Genomic DNA, 18,567 nt, shown 5'->3' with positions numbered 1-18,567 from the left:
TTCATCACCTTACTTAGCTTCTATTTTCAAAATACTATCAGCAATATTTTCGGCAAATTTCAAATCATGGGTTACTACTATTTGAGTAATTCCTAATTCTCTATTTTTTAAAATCAGTTTTTCTACTTCCAAGCGTAATTCAGGATCTAAGGCACTCGTCGGTTCATCATAACCAATTATTTTAGGATCAATCATCATTGCACGTGCCAAAGCCACACGTTGTTTTTGACCACCTGACAATGAATGTGGATATGAATCTACTTGTTTACTAAGACCCAATTTTTCTAACAACTCTTTAGCTTTTTTCTTTGCTGTTTCTTTTGACACATTCAACGTTTTTATAGGAGATAAAGTTAAGTTATCTATTACCGTTAAATGTGAAAATAATTGAAAATCTTGAAAAACAAATCCCAATAAATTTCTCTTTTCTAATTCATTAAGTGGTAAATTTTCACCATTATAGATAATTTCACCCGAATCAATAGTTTCTAGCCCTGCCAACATTCTTAAAAGTGTAGTCTTTCCCCCTACGGATGGACCAACAATAGCTAAAATTTTTCCATCTTCTACTGTTAAATTCAAATTAGAAATAATTTGTCTATTGTTATACGTTTTACATATATTTTTTAATTCTAACATAATTTAACTCCTATCATAATTATATTTATTTTCCACACGTTTTGAAACCAATGTTACTATTCCAATCAAAATTAAGTAGATAGCACCGGCTACAAACATCGGTGTTAAACTGGCATCTCTGTTAGCAGCTGTTCTGCTCGCTAATATTAAATCACTTATTCCTAAAGCATAAACTAAAGATGTATCTTTTACTAAACTCATAATCTCATTAAAAACACTAGGCAAAACAATTTTTATTACCTGAGGCAAAATTATAAAACGAATCGTTTGTAAATTAGTAAATTTTAACACCTTAGCCGCCTCATATTGTCCCTTTGGTACAGAATTTATACCACCACGAAAAATTTCCGCAAAATAAGCCGCATAATTTAGTGTAAATGCAATAATAGCAGCCGGTAACCTTTCAAAACGAATACCTACATTTGGTAAAACATAATAAATAAAAATTAATTGTAATAATAATGGTGTTCCTCTCATAATCCAAATATAAATGCTGATAATAAAATTTACTATCTTTATATTAAACTGCATTATAAAAGAAATAATAATTCCTAGTGGAATTGATAAAATAAGAACTAAGAGAAATACTTCTATTGTAATCAATGCACCATTCAATAAACTAGGAAATATTTCTATTAAATATTCCATAATAACCTCCTATAATAACTTTGTTATATAACCATATATAGCAAACTTCTCTCTCTAATTTTCTGAAAACTTGTTATAATTGTATCAAAAATGCACGCTAATTTCAATAATAATGTTTAAATAATAAAAAAAGAACGTCTTAAGACGCTCCAAAAATTATTTATTTAATTTTGATTCATGAAATTTTTTCATAATTCCTTCTTTTGATAACAAACTTCTTACTGTATCAGAAGGTTGTGCACCATTACCTAACCATTTTAACGCTAATTCTTCGTCAATTTTAACTTCTGCCGGATCTTTTACAGCATTATAAGTACCGATAGTTTCAATAGAACGACCATCACGTGGAGATCTTGAATCAGCAACAACGATACGGTAAAAAGGTGATTTCTTAGCACCTAATCTTTTTAAACGGATTTTTACTGCCATGTTTGTACTCCTTATGTTTCAACTTTTTATTAATTTAATGTGTGTGTTTATGAAGTGTTTTAATGAAAAAGTTGAATCTTTTTGCTAAGGTTTCTAAGCTAGTAACTATTCTATCATTATAAAAAAAGAAAGTCAAGACTTTTTCAAAAAAAGTGTAAACTTTTTTTGTTGATATAGATATTATCTTTATAAACTGATATATAAGGTTTTTTGATTTGATGTCAAGTTCTTATATTTTTACTTTACAACTATTTTGAAAATTTCCACATTGCTACTATTTCTGTTTTTAACTCATTATAACTCCATGTTTTTAATGTTCTTGTATAACTATTCGGATCATTAATTATATAATTTCCATCTTTATCTTTTGCAACAACTAGAATAATATGACCGACAGTTGTAAATTTCCCAGGTTTTACCGACATAATTATTGGATTTCCTTGTTTTAATACTTTATCTATATTTTCTTTACTTAAATATACTTGATTAGATTTTAGCCCATATTCTTTTGCAATAAAATCAAAAAAATTCCAACTAGTTCCATGTGATGTAAAATAACCATTTTTATTTTCTATTTCCGCAATCTTTCTTGGGGTAATAGTTTTGTCATTTAATAATCCGCCAATTGCCATTGCAACACTCGTCGGTCCACATCCGCCAATTGCAACATCTATATCTCCTAGCTCATCATATGCCCATCTTCTGTCCCACTGTATATAATAAGGATATTTTCTTTCTAATTCTGCTGTTTCCCCATATTCAAACGGTACACGCTCTCCGGTTAAATAGCCTAATATATACTGTGTAGTATCTTTATTATTTGCCAGTAACTTTTGTTGTGCTTCTGGTAATTCATTTTTTCTAGTATAAATTAGTTGCCCTACTAAATTGTTATTACTATTTTCCAATAAATTTCGGTTAATTTCTCCTTCAGTTACTATAAAAGGGTTAGGCTGTACAACTCCACGTATTCCATCTCTTATTTTAATAGTTTTTTTATTCACTGAAGTCGTTTTTTGACTATTACCAAAAAATAATTCCGATAATGAATTTTTGGAATAATATAAAAATAACATCCCACAAACTAAAATTATTCCAATTAGCACTTTTATAAATTTTTTCATTTAGTACCCTTTCTCAATTAATTTGTTTTTAAAATCAAAACTATTCCTATCAAAATTACTATACAATACCCTATTAAACTGTAAAAATCAGGAAATTCACCTAAAAAAATAATACCTAATATCCCTGCGAATAAAACTTGAGAATAATCAAAAACCGCAATATTTTTTGCCGGCGCAAATCTATATGCAAATGTAACTCCAAATTGTCCGATAGAAGCACTAATACCCGCAAAAAGTAACATACTAATTTGATATATTGACATTTCATGATAATCAAAAATTAAATAAGGCAGCAGCATTAAAGTAGATGTAACTGAAAAAAATAAAATAATAAATTCTCCTGAGATTTTTTTTAAACCTAAATATCTAACACATGTATATGCTACTCCTGTTCCTAATGCCGACATCAATGCTGCAGCGGCTCCTTTGCTTATTAAACCGTTTATATTAGGCTTAATAACAAATAATATCCCTATAAATGCAATAACAATGGCACCTACTTGAAATTTTGTCATTCTCTCTTTAAAAACAAAATATGATAATATTAAAATAATGAATGGTGAAAGTTTTTGTATAATTGATGCATCTGCCAAATTTATATGACTAATAGCATAAAAATTAAAAATTAAACCGATAGTTCCAAAAATAGCCCTTATAATTAAAGTTGACCATTCAATTTTATTGGAAGGTAATCTTAATTTTCTCCTATGCTTCATTAATGGAAATATTGTTATAAATGCAGCTATTAAGTTTCTAAAAAAAGCTTTTTGCATTGATGGTAGATCTCCTGATAATTTAACAAACAATGCCATCAATGCAAATCCGAAGCCTGCCATAACTATACAAAATATTCCCATTAAAATATTACTTCTACACTTCACTACTAAACAACTCCAATATGCAAAAAATTTGTTCAATTGTCTTTTCAATATTTTTAGTTGCTATTTTTTTATCTAACGCTTCTCGTATTGAAATAACACCTCGTTGAATAGTAAAACTTGCATCAATTAATTCTTTATTATTTTCTGAAAGTTGTTCCAACTCATCATCTGTAATGCTACCTGCTAAAAATATCACCTTTTTATTATTTTTTTTCGCAATTTTTGCTAATTCTATCGGTGCTTTTCCCATAAAACTTTGTTTATCCAAACAGCCTTCGCCCGTTATTAAAACGTCAATATCCCTGATTTTATTTTCTATATCCAAATAATTAATCATATATTCAGAACCTTTAAACATTTTTGAATTGGTAAAATTCAAAAAAGCATATGCCAATCCACCGGCAGCTCCACTGCCTTTAATTATTGAAAAATCTTTTTTATATTTATCGTAAACTACTTTAGAAAAATTTTTAACATAATCATCAACAATAGAAAAATCTCTTTCATCCAAACCTTTTTGCCCACCAAAAATATATGTTGCCCCATTTTTTCCATACAAAGGATTTTCTACATCACATATTAAATTAAACTTAGCATATTTTAAGTACTTACTTACCATAGTATCATCTATTTTTACGATATTTTTTAATTCTGAAATTCCTCTCACGCAAAGATTATTATTTTCATCATAAAATTTAATGCCAAGTGCGGACAACATTCCTATACCGCAATCATTTGTTGCACTGCCGCCAAGACCTATAGTAAAGGTTTTTATCCCTTCGTATAACAAAGTATTTATCAAAATTCCTAAACCATAAGTAGTTGTTTTATACGGATTACATTCTTCTTTACTTAAATTTCTAATACCAACTATCTCTGCAACTTCTATAACAGCTTCTTTAGTATTATGATTTACTAAGTATTTAACTTCAGTTTTTTCTCCGATTGCATTAACTGTAGTAAAAGTTTTTTTATCAAAATTTTCAAAAATATCTAAAAATCCGTCACCACCGTCAGCAATAACTTCTTTTACTATATCTATTTTTTTATTAACATTCTTAATTGTTTTTTCTATTATTAAAGAAAGTTCTTTCGATGTTAAGCAACCTTTGAATTCATTCATCGCTATCATAACTTTCATTTTTATCTGCCCCTTAATATGTACTTTCTTATATTCTAACATTAATTTTTCTCTTTTTAAAGTAGATACATTTTAAAATACATTAACTTAAACAATTAAAAACATTAAAATTTTTAATGTTCTCTCGTATATAGCTTTCTCCTATGTTTATTGCCAATTTTATTTTCTTAATACATAAGAAATTACAAATTTAAGATCAATCAATTAAATTACTTTATCAAGATATTTCACTTTATTTTACAACTTATCGTATAAAAAATACGAAAGTTTATCCCTAAACTTTCGTATTTTTTTTGTTCTATTACTTTCTACCAATAAGCAATCCGCTTTGAATATAATCTTTCATTTCTTTGCCATATCCCCATTTTTCAGCATATTCATCAGTAACATCAGAGTTTATGATTTGAAATTTTTTAAATCCGGCTTTTTGTATTATTTTTACCATCTCTTCTTCCAGAAGAGCACCCGCAACTCAAGTACAGTGCATTTTTTGTGAATTTTTCCATTCTATCGGTAAATCTTTTTTTAATAATATATCCGAAATAACAAACATTCCTTCATCATTTAAGATACGATATATTTCATTATAAACTTTTTGCTTATCAGGTTCTAAATTTATTACACAGTTGCTTATTACCCTATCTACCACCTTATCTTTTAACGGAATACTAATCAATTCACCTTTTATAAATTCTATATCTTTTAATCCTTTTTTATCACGAACACTTTTTGCTTTTTCCAACATAGAATCCAATCTGTCTAAACCATATAATGTTCCTGCTTTAGGATATTTCATTCTGGAAATAAAAATATCCATTCCGGCTCCGCAACCTAAATCTATCAAACTTTGACCTTCTTTTAACTTCAAATGCTGAATAGGATTTCCACAAGAAAGTCCCATATTTATTTCATCCGGGAACTCGTTTATTATTTTTTCATCATAACCTAAAGATTTACTTAAATCCTTTGGATTGATTTTTGTCTTTTGTTTATTCTTTGAAATATTATCATAGAATGAATCTACTGATAATCTTATTTTTAAATTTTTTTGTTCTGACATATTATCCCTTCCTATATTTTGAATCTTATTTTTCCCTTCTTAAAAGATAATCTGCAAATTGCTCCAAATTATTATTTTCTAATTTTTTTGCAATATTTTTTGCATTTTGGGTATGTTTTAACAAGAGCTGCTCACACTCTGTTATTCCATAAAAACTAAGATAAGTAATCATATTTTCATCGCTTGGAAGTTTACCAATTTTTTTGAAATCTCCGTAATAATCTAATATATCATCTTTAATTTGATATGCAATTCCTAATTCTTTACCAAAATCTTTTATTAATTCATAATCACTTTTTTTATCCGCTATTAATGTTGCAAAATCTAGCGGTAATTCTATTAATTTTCCTGTTTTTAAACTGTGCATATTACGAAGATAATTTGCATCAACATTAAAACTTTTTTGTTTAACATCATAAATTTGACCGGCAATCATACCCATAGCTCCTGAATAATTTGCTAATTGTTTTATCAACCTTATTTTTAATTTACTATCTACTTCACATTCTGAAAGAACTTCAAAAGCTAATGTCAACATAGCATCTCCGGTTAAAACAGCAACATCTACTCCATGAACTTTATGATTTGTAAGTTTCCCCCAACGATAATCATCATTATCCATCTCCGGTAAATCATCATGAACCAATGAATAAGTATGTACCAATTCTATAGCTAGTGCTACGTCAAAGTACCTATTATAATCCACTCTATAATAATCTAATAAATATAAAAATGACAATGGGCGAATTTTTTTACCCTCATTTATTAAAGAATAAATAATAGATTCCTTTAAAGGAAGTGGGATATCCAAAGCCTTTATATATTCTCTGGAAAAATCATTTAATTTAGGTTTATGTACTTGGATAAATAATTCAAAGTTATTCATTATTTTTAAAATCCTTAACTATTTTTTCAACTTCTTTTTCAGCATTTTCTATAATTTGATTACAATTTTTTATAATTTCAATACCTGCTTTATATTGTTCCAGTGAATCTTCCAATGACAAATTTCCACTTTCTAAATTAACTACTATTTTTTCTAATTGAGCTAAATTAGATTCAAAATTTTCTTTTTTCATTTACTTAACTCCTTCTTTTAATACTTCTTTTACTTCACAGGTAAAAACTCCATCCAACAACTGCACTGTTGCGTTATCTTTCGGTTTTATTTCTTTAACAGAAGTTACTTTTTTATCTTCTAAAAATGTGATTGAATAACCTTTTTTCATAATATTAATAGGCGAATTTGCTTCCAAGTGTTCAATAGTTTTTGCAAAATTTTCTTTGTATTTTTCCAAAATATCTATATCTAAAAATTCTTCTTTTTTATAAAAAAAATCTATTTTTTTTTCTTTTATACCGGCATTAAGAATACGCTGTAAATTTTTTTCTGTTGCCTCTAAATTTCTTTTATATTCTAAATATATATTAAGATAATTTTTTATATATGGATTCTCTTTATTTTTTACTATACATGCCTTACTGCTTTCCAAGATAAATTTTATTCTGTTATTTAGTTTATCTAAATTAAACTTAAGTTTATTTTTTATATCTTCAATATTTGGAGTAACTATCTCCGCCGCTGCTGTCGGAGTTGAAGCTCTCATATCAGAAACAAAATCTGCTAATGTAGTATCGGTTTCATGCCCTACTCCGGTTACTATTGGTGTATTACAATTAAAAATAGCCCTAACTACCTCTTCAGTATTAAAACTCCACAAATCTTCTATTGAACCGCCACCACGTGCTAAAATAATTACATCATTATCTCCATTATCTGCCAATTTTATATTTTTAACTATATCCTGAACGGAATTTTCACCTTGAACAAGCGTTGAATATAAATTAATATTAGCCAATGGGAAGCGTCGCATTATCGTTCTTTTTATATCTTGAATAGCTGCACCTGTTTCTGCAGTGACAACTCCTATATTTGCACTTAGTTTCGGTATCTGTTTTTTATATAACGAAGAGAAAAGACCCTCTTTATCTAATTTTTCTTTTAACTCTAAAAATTTTTGATAAAGCTCTCCTATACGATCTTTTTTCATATCAATAACTAATAAATTATGCTCTCCTCTTGGGAAATAGTAATTTATTTTTGATTTAATAAGAACCGTATCTCCACCTTTAAACTCAAAATTTTTTGCACCAAACCAGACAGCATTTATTCTGGTGTTTTCATCTTTTATTGAAAAATATATATTATTGTTGTTATGTATTTTAAAATTAGAGATTTCTCCTTTTATATAGATTTCTTCCAAATATGGATCTAGGAGAAATTTTCTCTCTATATATTTATTTAAGGCTGTGACTGTTAAATAAGTTCTTTCTTTCATTTGAACACCCCTTATTTCGCACTATTTTCCACTACACCTTTTAAAACACCATTTATAAACTTATAACTTTCATCTTTTTCGCTATATTTTTTAGATAACTCAACCGCTTCATTTATAGAAACTTTGTATGGAATTTCACTATATAAAATCTCATAGGCAGCTATGCGAAGTATTTGTCTATCCATTTTTGATAATCGTTCTAATTTCCAATCTTTTAAATTTAAACTTATAACTTCATCTATTTCATCTATATTCATTAATATTTGAGCTAAAGTTTCATTTACATATTTACTCCCTGAGATTTCTTCATTTTCCAATTCTAATAACTCTTTAAAATTTAAGTCTGTTTTTTCTATTTGAAATAAAATTTTAAAAACAGCTTCTCTTAATTCATGTCTACTTTTCATTTTTTCTCCTACTAAAAATCTATTCCTAAAATATTTACATTAACACTTTTTGTATTGATTTCAGTCATATTGAAGATTGAGTTTTTTACATTTTCTTGAATTTTTCTGGCAACTTTCGTTACTGAAAAACCAGATTTTAAATTACAATAGACATCTATAATTAATTCATCACCGGAAAATTCCAAATCTACACCTTTTGAATATATTTTTTTACCTAGTAATTTTGACACTCCTTCTACTTCAGTAGTTGCTATATTAGCAATTACCGTTAGAGCATGTGGATTAATTTCTACAGTTCCCAATTTTTTATTTTCCATGGAATTATCCTCCTAATCATATAATAGTTTGTTTACTTAAAGACAAAATAATTCTTATAATAAGTTTTATTATATCATATTTTCAAAGAAAAAAGATAGCAATAGCTACCTTTTATCTATATTGCTCTTTTAAATATTTTTAAGCAATTCTTCAAATGCATTGTTAATATTATCTTTGTTTTTTGCTCCTGCTTGTGCCATGTTAGGTCTACCTCCACCACGACCATCGCACATTGTCGCTAATATATTTACCAGTTTTCCTGCATTATAACTTTTAGTTAAGTTATTATCCACAGCAACTACAAAATTTACCTTATCATCATTAACGGAAGCAAATGCAATTATGTAATTTTCTAATTTTGTCTTAGCATTATCAACTAACTGTTTCAAATGATTCATATTATCCGATTCTACTACAGCAGTTAAAACATTTATATTATTTACAACTTTCACATTGTTTACTAAATTACTTAACTCTGCATTAGCAATCTTTTGTTGCAAACTTTCTTTTTCTTTGGATAATTTTTTAATCTCTGTTTGTAAGTGTGAAACTTTTTCCACAACATTACTTGCATTACCTTTAACAAGTTTTTCTATATCATGTAATGTATTTTCTTGTTCTTTTTGATATTTATAAGCTGCTTTTCCGGTTAACGCTTCAATACGTCGTACCCCGGCTGCTACTCCCGATTCAGAAATAATTTTGAAAATTCCTATTTCCGCACTATTTGCATTATGCGTACCACCACATAACTCGATAGAATAATCACCTATTGATACTACTCTTACCACATCACCATATTTTTCTCCAAATAATGCTTGTGCACCAAGTTTTCTTGCTTCTGCAATTGGCATTTCTTCCGTTTTAATTTCAAGTGAATTCCAAATTTGCTTGTTTACTTCTTCTTCCACCATCTCAATTTCTTCTTTTGTTAATGGAGCAAAGTGAGTAATATCAAAACGTAATTTTTCATCTGTTACCAATGAACCTGCTTGTTTAATATGAGAACCTACTTTTTGTCTTAATGCTTCATTTAATAAGTGTGTTCCCGTATGATTTTTTTCAATATTTAATCTGTATTCTCTATCAACTTCCAATGTATATTTATCACCGACAACTAATTCGCCCTCAATAATTTTTATAAAGTGAATATGACGTTTATCCGGTAATTTTTTCACATCAAGTACATTTGCTTTGACATTTTGTGAAAAAATGATACCATGATCGGCAACTTGTCCACCACTTTCCGCATAAAATGGCGTTTTATCAAATACCACTTTCACAACTTCAGAACCCTGATAAGAATTTAATACATTTTCTTCTTTATCAACTATTGCCAATAACGATGCATTTTTCTCCACTAATTGTGTATAACCGATAAATTCACTATCTCCAATAATTTTATTGTATAGATCAGTTTGAACCTGCATTGAAGAATCATCTTGACGAGATGAACGAGCGCGTTCTTTCTGTTTTTCCATTTCTTCATTGAAACCATCTAAATCTACAGTTAAGCCGTACTCTTCTGCATATTCTTGTGTTAATTCAATAGGAAATCCAAATGTATCATACAATTTAAACGCATCTTTTCCTGAAATAATTTTCGTCGTATTTTTTACTTCTTCTACAATTGTTTCTAAGATTGCTTCTCCTTCATTTAATGTTTCATGGAAACGATCTTCTTCTTTTAATATCACATCTTTTACAAAATCAGCTGATTCTTTAACATTTGGATAATAATCGACCATAATATCTGCAACAACGTCAGTTAACTTATACATAAATGAGGTATTCAATTCTAAAACTTTTGCATAACGAACCGCACGACGTAGCAGTCGTCTTAATATATAACCACGTCCTTCATTCGACGGCAACGCACCATCAGCTATTGCAAACACCACTGTTCTAATATGATCGGCAATCACCTTAAATGCAACATCTTGTTCAACGGATGCACCATATTTAATACCTGATAGTTTTTCTATCTCACGCATAATTGGCATAAATAAATCCGTATCAAAGTTAGTTGGTACATCTTGCAATACTGAAACTATACGTTCCAATCCCATACCGGTATCAATATTTTTTGCCGGCAATTCTGTATACGTACCATCGGCATTGTGATTGTATTGGCTAAATACTACATTCCAAACTTCAAGATAACGTTCATTTTCTCCACCGGGATACATCTCTTCTTTTGGTGATGTTGTATCAATATCTTCTCCTCGATCATAAAAAATCTCTGTATTCGGTCCGGACGGACCTTCTCCGATATCCCAGAAATTTCCTTCAATACGAATAATTCGTTCTTCCGGTAAACCGATATCGTTTTTCCAAATATCATATGCTTCCATATCTTCCGGATGAATAGTTACAGATAATTTTTTTTTTTCGAGTGCTAACCATTTTTCAGCTGTTAAAAACTCCCACGCCCATTCAATGGCTTCTTTTTTAAAATAATCACCAATTGAAAAATTTCCCAACATTTCAAAAAATGTATGATGTCGTGCTGTTTTACCAACATTTTCAATATCGTTAGTTCTAATAGATTTTTGTGAATTTACTATTTTTGGATTTTCCGGAATTTCTCGTCCATCAAAATATTTTTTCAATGTCGCTACACCTGAGTTAATCCATAATAAAGACGGGTCATCTATCGGTACGAGTGAAGCACTCGGTTCTATTTTATGATTTTTTTCTACGAAAAAATCTAAAAACATTCTTCTTGTTTGTGATGATGTCAGTTGTTTCATTGCTGTTCTCCTTTCGATATTGTAAAATAACAACTAAAAAATGTCCCTTGTGTAAAATTACACAAGGGACGACTATAATCGTGTTACCACCCTACTTCGAGTATAAAACTCCTCATAGTTTTTATAACGGCTTTAATGCCATGAAGCTGTTAAATAGGTAGCATAAAAGTACATTATAAACCTTTTTCACCGACAGGTTTTCTCTTAGGATAATGTGAATTACTTTTAATTCCTACACTTCATCATTGTATTTAACTATCATTATAAACAGTTATCAAATATTTGTCAATAGGTTTATTTTGAATTTCTAATTTCCATTGTAGTGTTACAATAGATGTGAGACATATAATAAAAAAAGAAGAGTAAATCCTGTATAATGAAGTTACCTACAAATCAAAAAAAGGAATTTACTCTTATGAAAACTATTATAACAGAAAATATAGAAAAAACACAACGATATATACCTCATACTTTACAAACAAGAATAGCTGCAGTTAAAACTTATAGAAACGGTAACTCTATTCGTTTTGTTTGTAGGCGCTATAAAATATCAAAAGCCTCTCTTTTGCGTTGGAATAAAAAATATGACGGTACTAAAGAGTCTCTTATAGATAAGTCTCATAGACCTCATTCCATTCACCCTAACGCCCATACAGTTGAAGAATTGTCTTGGATTAAAAATCTTATTAAACGTAATCCTAATATTTCTATGATTGAATTATATGCTAAACTTAAATTCAACAAAGGTTATAAAAGACATCCTTGTTCTTTATTTAGAGTGCTTAGAAAATTAGGTTTTTATAAAGATACTAAGAAAAAAGTAATTCCTTATAAACCTAAACCCTATAATACACCTACTGAAATTGGTAAAAAATGGCAACTTGATGTGAAATATGTTCCTAAACGTTGTTATGTAGGAGAAATTCCTGATAAATTTTATCAATATACTATCATTGATGAAGCTACTAGGGAAAGATTTATTTTCCCTTTTAAAGAACAATCATCATACTCTACTGTTCAATTTGTTAAAATGGCTATTGATTATTTTGGGTATAAACCTAAGATAATTCAAACTGATAATGGTTTTGAATTTACGCATTTTAAAGATACTAAACGAATACACCCTTTTGATGTATTGTGTAATAATCTTGGCATTAAACATCAACTTATTAGACCTAGAACTCCTAGACATAACGGTAAGGTTGAACGTAGTCATAGAAATGATAATGAACGTTTTTACAGGCATTTATCTTTCTTTTCGTATGATGATCTTGTATCTCAGATGAAAAAGTATCTATATCGCTCTAACCGTCTTCCTATGCAGACTTTAAATTGGCTTTCTCCTGTTGAAAAAAGAAAAGAGCTACGGAAAGAGTCTATAAAAATATGCCGGCTTTAATTCCTTGTTAGATAATAGATTTCACAACTTATTTGTCAAGGACAAGGGCTACGCCTTTTTCAAATCCTTGACAAATAAGTTTTAGAAATCTGAAATGTTCTCTAAGGAATTAAAGCTGGCAAATCTAATAAAATAATGTATTTTACGTCGGGGGCTTCATACGGTTTACATAGAAGCTAGCTTCTATGTAATTCTATTATATCTGGTATTTATTTTTTACTTTTTTTGTTTCACATCATTTACAAATATACATTTATTTTGAATTTCTAATTTCCATAATAGCCTTTTTTTTCCAAAGTTTCATATTTTGTTTAAGAGTGCTGAAACCATAAACAAAATTAAGTGTATCTAAACTATTAATTTCTTTTTTATTGTTGTTCTGAGTTTTTTGTTTAAAATTTAGAGTAGCATTTATCTTATTATCTTTTATTGATAAAACTTTTACATCTAAAACTTCTCCAACTTTTAAATAACTTCCAATATCAAAAATAAAACAGTTGGTAATTTCTGAGATATGAATTAATCCGGCTTGACCGTTTTTGGTTTCAAAAAAAGCGCCATAAGGTTTCACTGCTGTAACCTTTACTTTTATTATATCTCCTTGTTGTATTTCTCTATAACTCATTTTTTATTCTATCTACCACTTTTTCCACTGTAAAGCCATATTCTTCAATTACTTTATTTGCCGGAGCAGAAGCACCAAATTTATCAATTCCGATAGCAAGCCCATCCAATCCTACATATTTATACCACAAAGCTGTACTACCCATCTCTAAAGATATTCGTCTTCTTACATTAAATGGTAATAAACTTTCTTTATATTCTTTTGATTGTTCTTCAAATAATTCCATTGACGGCATACTTATAACACGTAATTTTACTCCATCTTTTTCCAGTGTTTTCGCTACTTCAATTGCAAGCGCTACTTCTGAACCAGTTGCGATTATAATAGTATCAAAGTTATTCGAAGTTTCATAAACAACATAAGCACCTTTTTCTACTTTTTCAAATGAGGTATTTTCTAACACCGGCAAACCTTGACGTGTTAATACTAATGATGTCGGTTTTGTATTTGCTTTTTGCGATAAATACCATGCTGCTTGTGTTTCAACAGCATCTGCAGGTCTAAACACATAAGAATTCGGAATCGTTCTTAATGATGACAGATGTTCAATAGGCTCATGTGTCGGACCATCTTCGCCAACTGCTATACTATCATGAGTAAATACATATGTAACAGGTAAATTTTGAAGAGCAGATAAACGTAATGCTGCTTTTAAATAATCTGAAAATACAAAGAATGTACCGCCAAAAACACGCACTCCGCCATGTAATGTTAAACCATTAAGAACTGTAGCCATTGCAAATTCGCGTACACCAAATTGAATATTACGTGCTGTTCTATTAGTATTATCTTGCAATTTTTCCTCTTTAATAAATGTCATATTAGAGTGAGAAAGATCGGCTGATCCTCCGAAAAATGTCGGAAGCACAGCAGCTATACTATTAATTGCATCTTGTGATGAATTACGAGTAGCTTGAGCTTCGCCTACATTTTTAAAACTAAAACTTTCTTTAGAAAGATGTTTAATATCTTTTCTTGATAATACCTCTTCTAATTCGGCTGCTAATTCCGGGAATTTTTCCTTGTATTCATTATATAATTTTTCCCATTCGTTATTCGCAGTTTTTCCACGATTTGCAACATTAACTTTAAAATCTTCATATACTTCTTCCGGAATTTCAAAAGGAGCATAGTTCCAATCAATTTTTTTTCTAAATAATGTTGTTTCTTCTTCACCTAACGGTGCACCGTGGACACCGTTTGTTCCTTGTTTATTAGGAGCTCCGGCACCGATTACGGTTTTTACCTCAATCAAAGTCGGTTTATCTGATTGTTTTGCCTTTTCAATGGCGTTACTTATCGCCACAATATCTTCACCATTTTCTACCAATAGCGTATTCCAACCATAAGATTCATATCTGGCACGAACATTTTCAGAAAATGCGTCTTTAGTTTCTCCATCTAAACAAATATCATTTGAATCATAAAGAACCACTAATTTATTTAATTTTTGTACTGCAGCAAAACTTGATGCTTCTGATGCGACACCTTCCATAATATCACCATCACCACAAATTACATAAGTATAATGGTCAAAAATGTCAAAACCCTCTTTATTGTATTTAGCTGCCAAGTAACGCTCAGCCAGCGCCATACCAACAGCAGTAGAAATCCCTTGCCCTAGCGGACCGGTTGTAGCGTCAACTCCTTTAGTATGACCAAATTCCGGATGCCCCGGAGTTTTTGAATTCCACTGACGGAAATTTTTTATCTCTTTTATACTTACATCTTCAAAACCTGAAAGATGTAATAATGCGTATAACAACATTGATCCGTGTCCTGCCGATAAAACAAATCTATCTCTGTTGATCCATCCCGGCACAGCGGGATTTACTTTCAAATGTTTAGAAAATAATGAATACGCCATCGGTGCAGCACCCATTACAATGCCGGGATGCCCCGATTTAGCTTTATTAATTGCATCAACCCCTAATACTTTTATTGCGTTGATTGATTGTTGTGACATACAATATCCTCCTAAATTATAATTCTATTCTTCCTGAAATTGCTCTCGATAAAGTAACTTCATCAACATACTCAATATCGCTTCCAAAGGAAATTCCTTGAGCTAGTCTTGTAACTTTTATACCTGTATTTTTTAAATAACGTGAAATAAAACTAGCTGTCCCTTCCCCTTCAGGTGATGAGTTTGTCGCTAAAATTATTTCTTTTACCGCCGGATTTTTTGCTCTTTCAAACAACGATTTAATATTAATATCCATAGGCCCTATTCCATCCATAGGAGATATAAGACCATCTAAAACATGATATAATCCCTTGTATTGTTGCATATTTTCCATAGCCACCAAATCGTTATCTGTAGCTACTACACAAATTATTGATTCATCTCTTGATTTATCACAACAAATATCACACACTTTTGTTTCACTAAGCCTATGACAAATTTCACAGTTTGTTAAATTTTTTTTAAGATTTACAAGAGATTTTGAAAAATTCTCTATATCATCATCATGCATTTTTAATGTGTGAAAAGCAAGCCTTACAGCTGTTTTTCTACCAATTCCCGGTAGCATTGCATAACTATCTATTAAGTCTAATATTGGTTTTGGATATTGCATTAGACTATAAACCCGGAATATTTAAGCCGTTAGTAAATTTGCCTAGCGTTTCTTCTTTTAATTGTGTAGATTTTTCCAATGCATCATTTACCGCTGTTAACACTAAATCTTGCAACATTTCAATATCTTCCGGATCTACTACCTCTTCTCTTATTTTTATATCCAAAATTTTACCGTCACCGTTAGCTGTGACTGTTATCATTCCACCTGATACTGTCCCTTCTACAGTTTGCTCCTTTAATCCCTCTTGGGCTGCTAACATATCTTTTTGCATTTTTTGCATTTTACGCATCATCTGTTGCATATTTCCCATTCCACGCATATTATTTCCTCCTAATATTAATATAATATAATTTTATTTAAAATCAGCTAACTTGTCAATATTTTTCAGTTTTTTAAAAATATTTAATTTTATTTTCTATAACGTTTATTTTTCTATAATAATATCTGAAAACAATTCCTCTATTTTTGAAGTTTTTTCTATATTTTCTAATTTTACTTCTACTGACTTTTGTTCTATAATATTATCCTCATTTTTTAAACTTTGATATTGATTCGCTTGAAGAGCATATATTGTATATTCCACTCCAATGTAATGTTTAAATAACTCTTCTAAATATTTTTTATATTTTGTACTTTGGGTCAGTCTAATCATACTATCAACTTCATTAAACACAAGTAATCCACCTGTTTTAGAAGATGCAATAAGCGTGCTTGATTTGAATATTTTTCGCATTTCCACAACTTGAAAATTATTTGTACTTAAATTTTCATCCATAATTTTATTAAATACATTAGCTGCATAACTGGTAAAATTATCATTAGAATCAGCTAATAATTTCTTAATCTTTATCTTATCTTTTATTATTACTTCTTTTGGCGAGGCGTCTTGTAAAGTAGTATTATCTTGTAAAATTTCCTTATCTTCTACTAACACGTTATTTTCAGTTTTATTAAAAGTTATATTTAGTAGTTTGTCTTCCAACTGTTTAACTCTATTTTCTAAATTTGTTATCTCAATTGTTGAAACATTTTGAGATGGATTAAAATTACTATCAGTTGAAAAAATTTCTTTTGAACAAATTTTTACAATACAAATTTGCATATAACTAACATGTTCTGTCGAAAATCTAATAAATTGTTCAGTTTCTGACAATATTTGAATTATTCTATAAAAATAATCAAACGGAACTGTTTCAATTTCTTTTGATATTATATTAACATCATATCCTGTGTAATCAGTATTTTTTAAATTTTTATATACAATAACATCTCTCGTAATATTTATTAAATCATTTAATATTAATTTGGTATCTTTAGCTTGATTTAAAAAATCATTATACATCAATAAAGATTTAGTTACATCACCACTAAGAAGTAATTTATAAAATTCGAGAATAGTTTCCTCACTAAGTGACGAGGTTACATCTAATATATTTTTTAATGTTATTTTATCAGCATAGTTAGACACTTGATCTAAAATACTAATTGCATCTCGCAAACCACCTTTAGCTAAGTTAGAAATTTTAGTTATCGCTTCATCTTCAATATCAAGATTTTCTTGATTAGCAATATGAATTAATCTATCTTTTAACTGATTTGTTGTTAAATTTTTAAACTCGAAACGTTGACAACGTGAAAGGATTGTTGCAGGTATCTTATGAATTTCTGTTGTTGCTAAAATAAATATAACGTGTGCGGGTGGCTCTTCCAGTGTTTTTAACAAAGCATTAAATGCTGCCGTTGTTAACATATGAACCTCGTCTACAATATATATTTTATATTTCCCTTCTGACGGTAAAAATTTTATAGCTTCTTTTATATCACGAATCTCATCGACACCGTTATTACTTGCTGCATCTATTTCAATTATATCAACATTTTCTTTTTGATAAATATCATTTTTATTAACAACGTTGGCAAAAATTTTAGCAATGGATGTTTTGCCGGTTCCACGTGGTCCATAAAATAAATAGGCATGACTAATTTGGTTTTTTTCTATTGCATTTTTCAAAACAGAAACAATGTGATTTTGACCTACTATGTCATCAAAGTTTTGCGGTCTGTACTTTCTATATAATGCCTGAAACATATAAACCTCCTATATTAATTTGACTATCTTATTATATCATAATTTAATAATAACATATAGGGATAAAATATTTTTTATCAGCAACAAAAAGCCATATATATAACTTATATAAGAACTTCTAAAATATATTTAT

General features: G+C 29.2%; 20 protein-coding genes. 1 reads left to right on the top strand and 19 read right to left on the bottom strand.

Features of this window, described 5'->3' with window-relative positions:
• Positions 1-9: 9 nt before the first annotated feature.
• The 14 genes from BQ7358_RS06525 to alaS all read right to left on the bottom strand — a co-directional run bounded on the left by BQ7358_RS06525 (position 10) and on the right by alaS (position 11,739).
• Complete coding sequence (locus BQ7358_RS06525; protein WP_072520386.1) at positions 10-639, bottom strand: amino acid ABC transporter ATP-binding protein; 630 nt, start codon at positions 637-639, stop codon at positions 10-12.
• A 3-nt stretch (positions 640-642) separates the two neighbouring features.
• Positions 643-1,287 (bottom strand): amino acid ABC transporter permease, encoded by a 645-nt coding sequence (locus tag BQ7358_RS06520; RefSeq protein WP_072520385.1) that lies wholly within the window; start codon positions 1,285-1,287, stop codon positions 643-645.
• Between the two features lie 156 nt (positions 1,288-1,443).
• Positions 1,444-1,716, bottom strand: a complete 273-nt coding sequence (gene rpsP / locus BQ7358_RS06515) for a 30S ribosomal protein S16 (protein WP_021752330.1) — start codon at positions 1,714-1,716, stop codon at positions 1,444-1,446.
• Between the two features lie 248 nt (positions 1,717-1,964).
• Positions 1,965-2,840 carry a C39 family peptidase gene (locus BQ7358_RS06510; RefSeq protein ID WP_072520384.1) on the bottom strand — a complete coding sequence of 292 codons (876 nt, stop codon included), beginning with the start codon at positions 2,838-2,840 and terminating at the stop codon, positions 1,965-1,967.
• 17 nt (positions 2,841-2,857) lie between these two features.
• Positions 2,858-3,721, bottom strand: a complete 864-nt coding sequence (locus BQ7358_RS06505; protein ID WP_231723752.1) for a DMT family transporter — start codon at positions 3,719-3,721, stop codon at positions 2,858-2,860.
• On the bottom strand, positions 3,711-4,904 hold the full coding sequence (locus BQ7358_RS06500) for a glycerate kinase (RefSeq protein ID WP_234971571.1): 1,194 nt from the start codon (positions 4,902-4,904) through the stop codon (positions 3,711-3,713). The genes BQ7358_RS06505 and BQ7358_RS06500 overlap by 11 nt, the downstream gene beginning before the upstream one ends.
• Positions 4,905-5,163: 259 nt before the next feature.
• The gene (locus tag BQ7358_RS06495; protein WP_062173690.1) at positions 5,164-5,307 is read right to left on the bottom strand and encodes a hypothetical protein; all 144 of its coding nucleotides are present in this window, start codon (positions 5,305-5,307) and stop codon (positions 5,164-5,166) included.
• Positions 5,308-5,334: 27 nt separating this feature from the next.
• Entirely contained in the window at positions 5,335-5,922 is a 588-nt protein-coding gene (locus BQ7358_RS06490; RefSeq protein WP_062173692.1) for a methyltransferase domain-containing protein, read from the bottom strand.
• Positions 5,923-5,947: 25 nt separating this feature from the next.
• The gene (locus BQ7358_RS06485) at positions 5,948-6,808 is read right to left on the bottom strand and encodes a polyprenyl synthetase family protein (RefSeq protein ID WP_072520383.1); all 861 of its coding nucleotides are present in this window, start codon (positions 6,806-6,808) and stop codon (positions 5,948-5,950) included.
• Positions 6,801-7,001: an exodeoxyribonuclease VII small subunit gene (xseB, locus tag BQ7358_RS06480; RefSeq protein WP_062173697.1), complete on the bottom strand. Its 201-nt coding sequence runs from the start codon at positions 6,999-7,001 to the stop codon at positions 6,801-6,803. The genes BQ7358_RS06485 and xseB overlap by 8 nt, the downstream gene beginning before the upstream one ends.
• Positions 7,002-8,261 carry an exodeoxyribonuclease VII large subunit gene (xseA, locus tag BQ7358_RS06475; RefSeq protein ID WP_072520382.1) on the bottom strand — a complete coding sequence of 420 codons (1,260 nt, stop codon included), beginning with the start codon at positions 8,259-8,261 and terminating at the stop codon, positions 7,002-7,004.
• Between the two features lie 11 nt (positions 8,262-8,272).
• The gene (gene nusB / locus BQ7358_RS06470; protein ID WP_062173701.1) at positions 8,273-8,668 is read right to left on the bottom strand and encodes a transcription antitermination factor NusB; all 396 of its coding nucleotides are present in this window, start codon (positions 8,666-8,668) and stop codon (positions 8,273-8,275) included.
• 11 nt (positions 8,669-8,679) lie between these two features.
• Positions 8,680-8,985, bottom strand: coding sequence for an Asp23/Gls24 family envelope stress response protein (locus BQ7358_RS06465; RefSeq protein ID WP_062173702.1), 306 nt, complete (start codon positions 8,983-8,985; stop codon positions 8,680-8,682).
• Between the two features lie 129 nt (positions 8,986-9,114).
• Complete coding sequence (gene alaS, locus BQ7358_RS06460; protein WP_072520381.1) at positions 9,115-11,739, bottom strand: alanine--tRNA ligase; 2,625 nt, start codon at positions 11,737-11,739, stop codon at positions 9,115-9,117.
• Between the two features lie 415 nt (positions 11,740-12,154).
• On the opposite strand from alaS, the gene BQ7358_RS06455 reads away from it, so the two are divergent.
• Positions 12,155-13,138, top strand: a complete 984-nt coding sequence (locus BQ7358_RS06455; RefSeq protein WP_062174673.1) for a DDE-type integrase/transposase/recombinase — start codon at positions 12,155-12,157, stop codon at positions 13,136-13,138.
• A 253-nt stretch (positions 13,139-13,391) separates the two neighbouring features.
• Here the strand turns inward: BQ7358_RS06455 and BQ7358_RS06450 are convergent, their stop codons facing one another.
• The 5 genes from BQ7358_RS06450 to dnaX form a co-directional block, all read right to left on the bottom strand.
• Positions 13,392-13,763: a S1 RNA-binding domain-containing protein gene (locus BQ7358_RS06450; RefSeq protein WP_062173706.1), complete on the bottom strand. Its 372-nt coding sequence runs from the start codon at positions 13,761-13,763 to the stop codon at positions 13,392-13,394.
• Positions 13,753-15,729 carry a transketolase gene (tkt, locus tag BQ7358_RS06445; protein ID WP_062173708.1) on the bottom strand — a complete coding sequence of 659 codons (1,977 nt, stop codon included), beginning with the start codon at positions 15,727-15,729 and terminating at the stop codon, positions 13,753-13,755. Before tkt ends, BQ7358_RS06450 begins: the two co-directional genes overlap by 11 nt.
• A gap of 16 nt (positions 15,730-15,745) precedes the next feature.
• Complete coding sequence (gene recR / locus BQ7358_RS06440; protein WP_062173710.1) at positions 15,746-16,342, bottom strand: recombination mediator RecR; 597 nt, start codon at positions 16,340-16,342, stop codon at positions 15,746-15,748.
• 4 nt (positions 16,343-16,346) lie between these two features.
• Positions 16,347-16,664 carry a YbaB/EbfC family nucleoid-associated protein gene (locus BQ7358_RS06435; RefSeq protein WP_062173712.1) on the bottom strand — a complete coding sequence of 106 codons (318 nt, stop codon included), beginning with the start codon at positions 16,662-16,664 and terminating at the stop codon, positions 16,347-16,349.
• A gap of 105 nt (positions 16,665-16,769) precedes the next feature.
• Positions 16,770-18,434 (bottom strand): DNA polymerase III subunit gamma/tau, encoded by a 1,665-nt coding sequence (dnaX, locus tag BQ7358_RS06430; protein WP_062173714.1) that lies wholly within the window; start codon positions 18,432-18,434, stop codon positions 16,770-16,772.
• Between the last annotated feature and the right edge of the window lie 133 nt (positions 18,435-18,567).

It is taken from the genome of Gemella massiliensis (assembly GCF_900120125.1).
Taxonomy (GTDB): domain Bacteria; phylum Bacillota; class Bacilli; order Staphylococcales; family Gemellaceae; genus Gemella; species Gemella massiliensis.
This window is presented reverse-complemented; position numbering and strand designations above follow the sequence as displayed.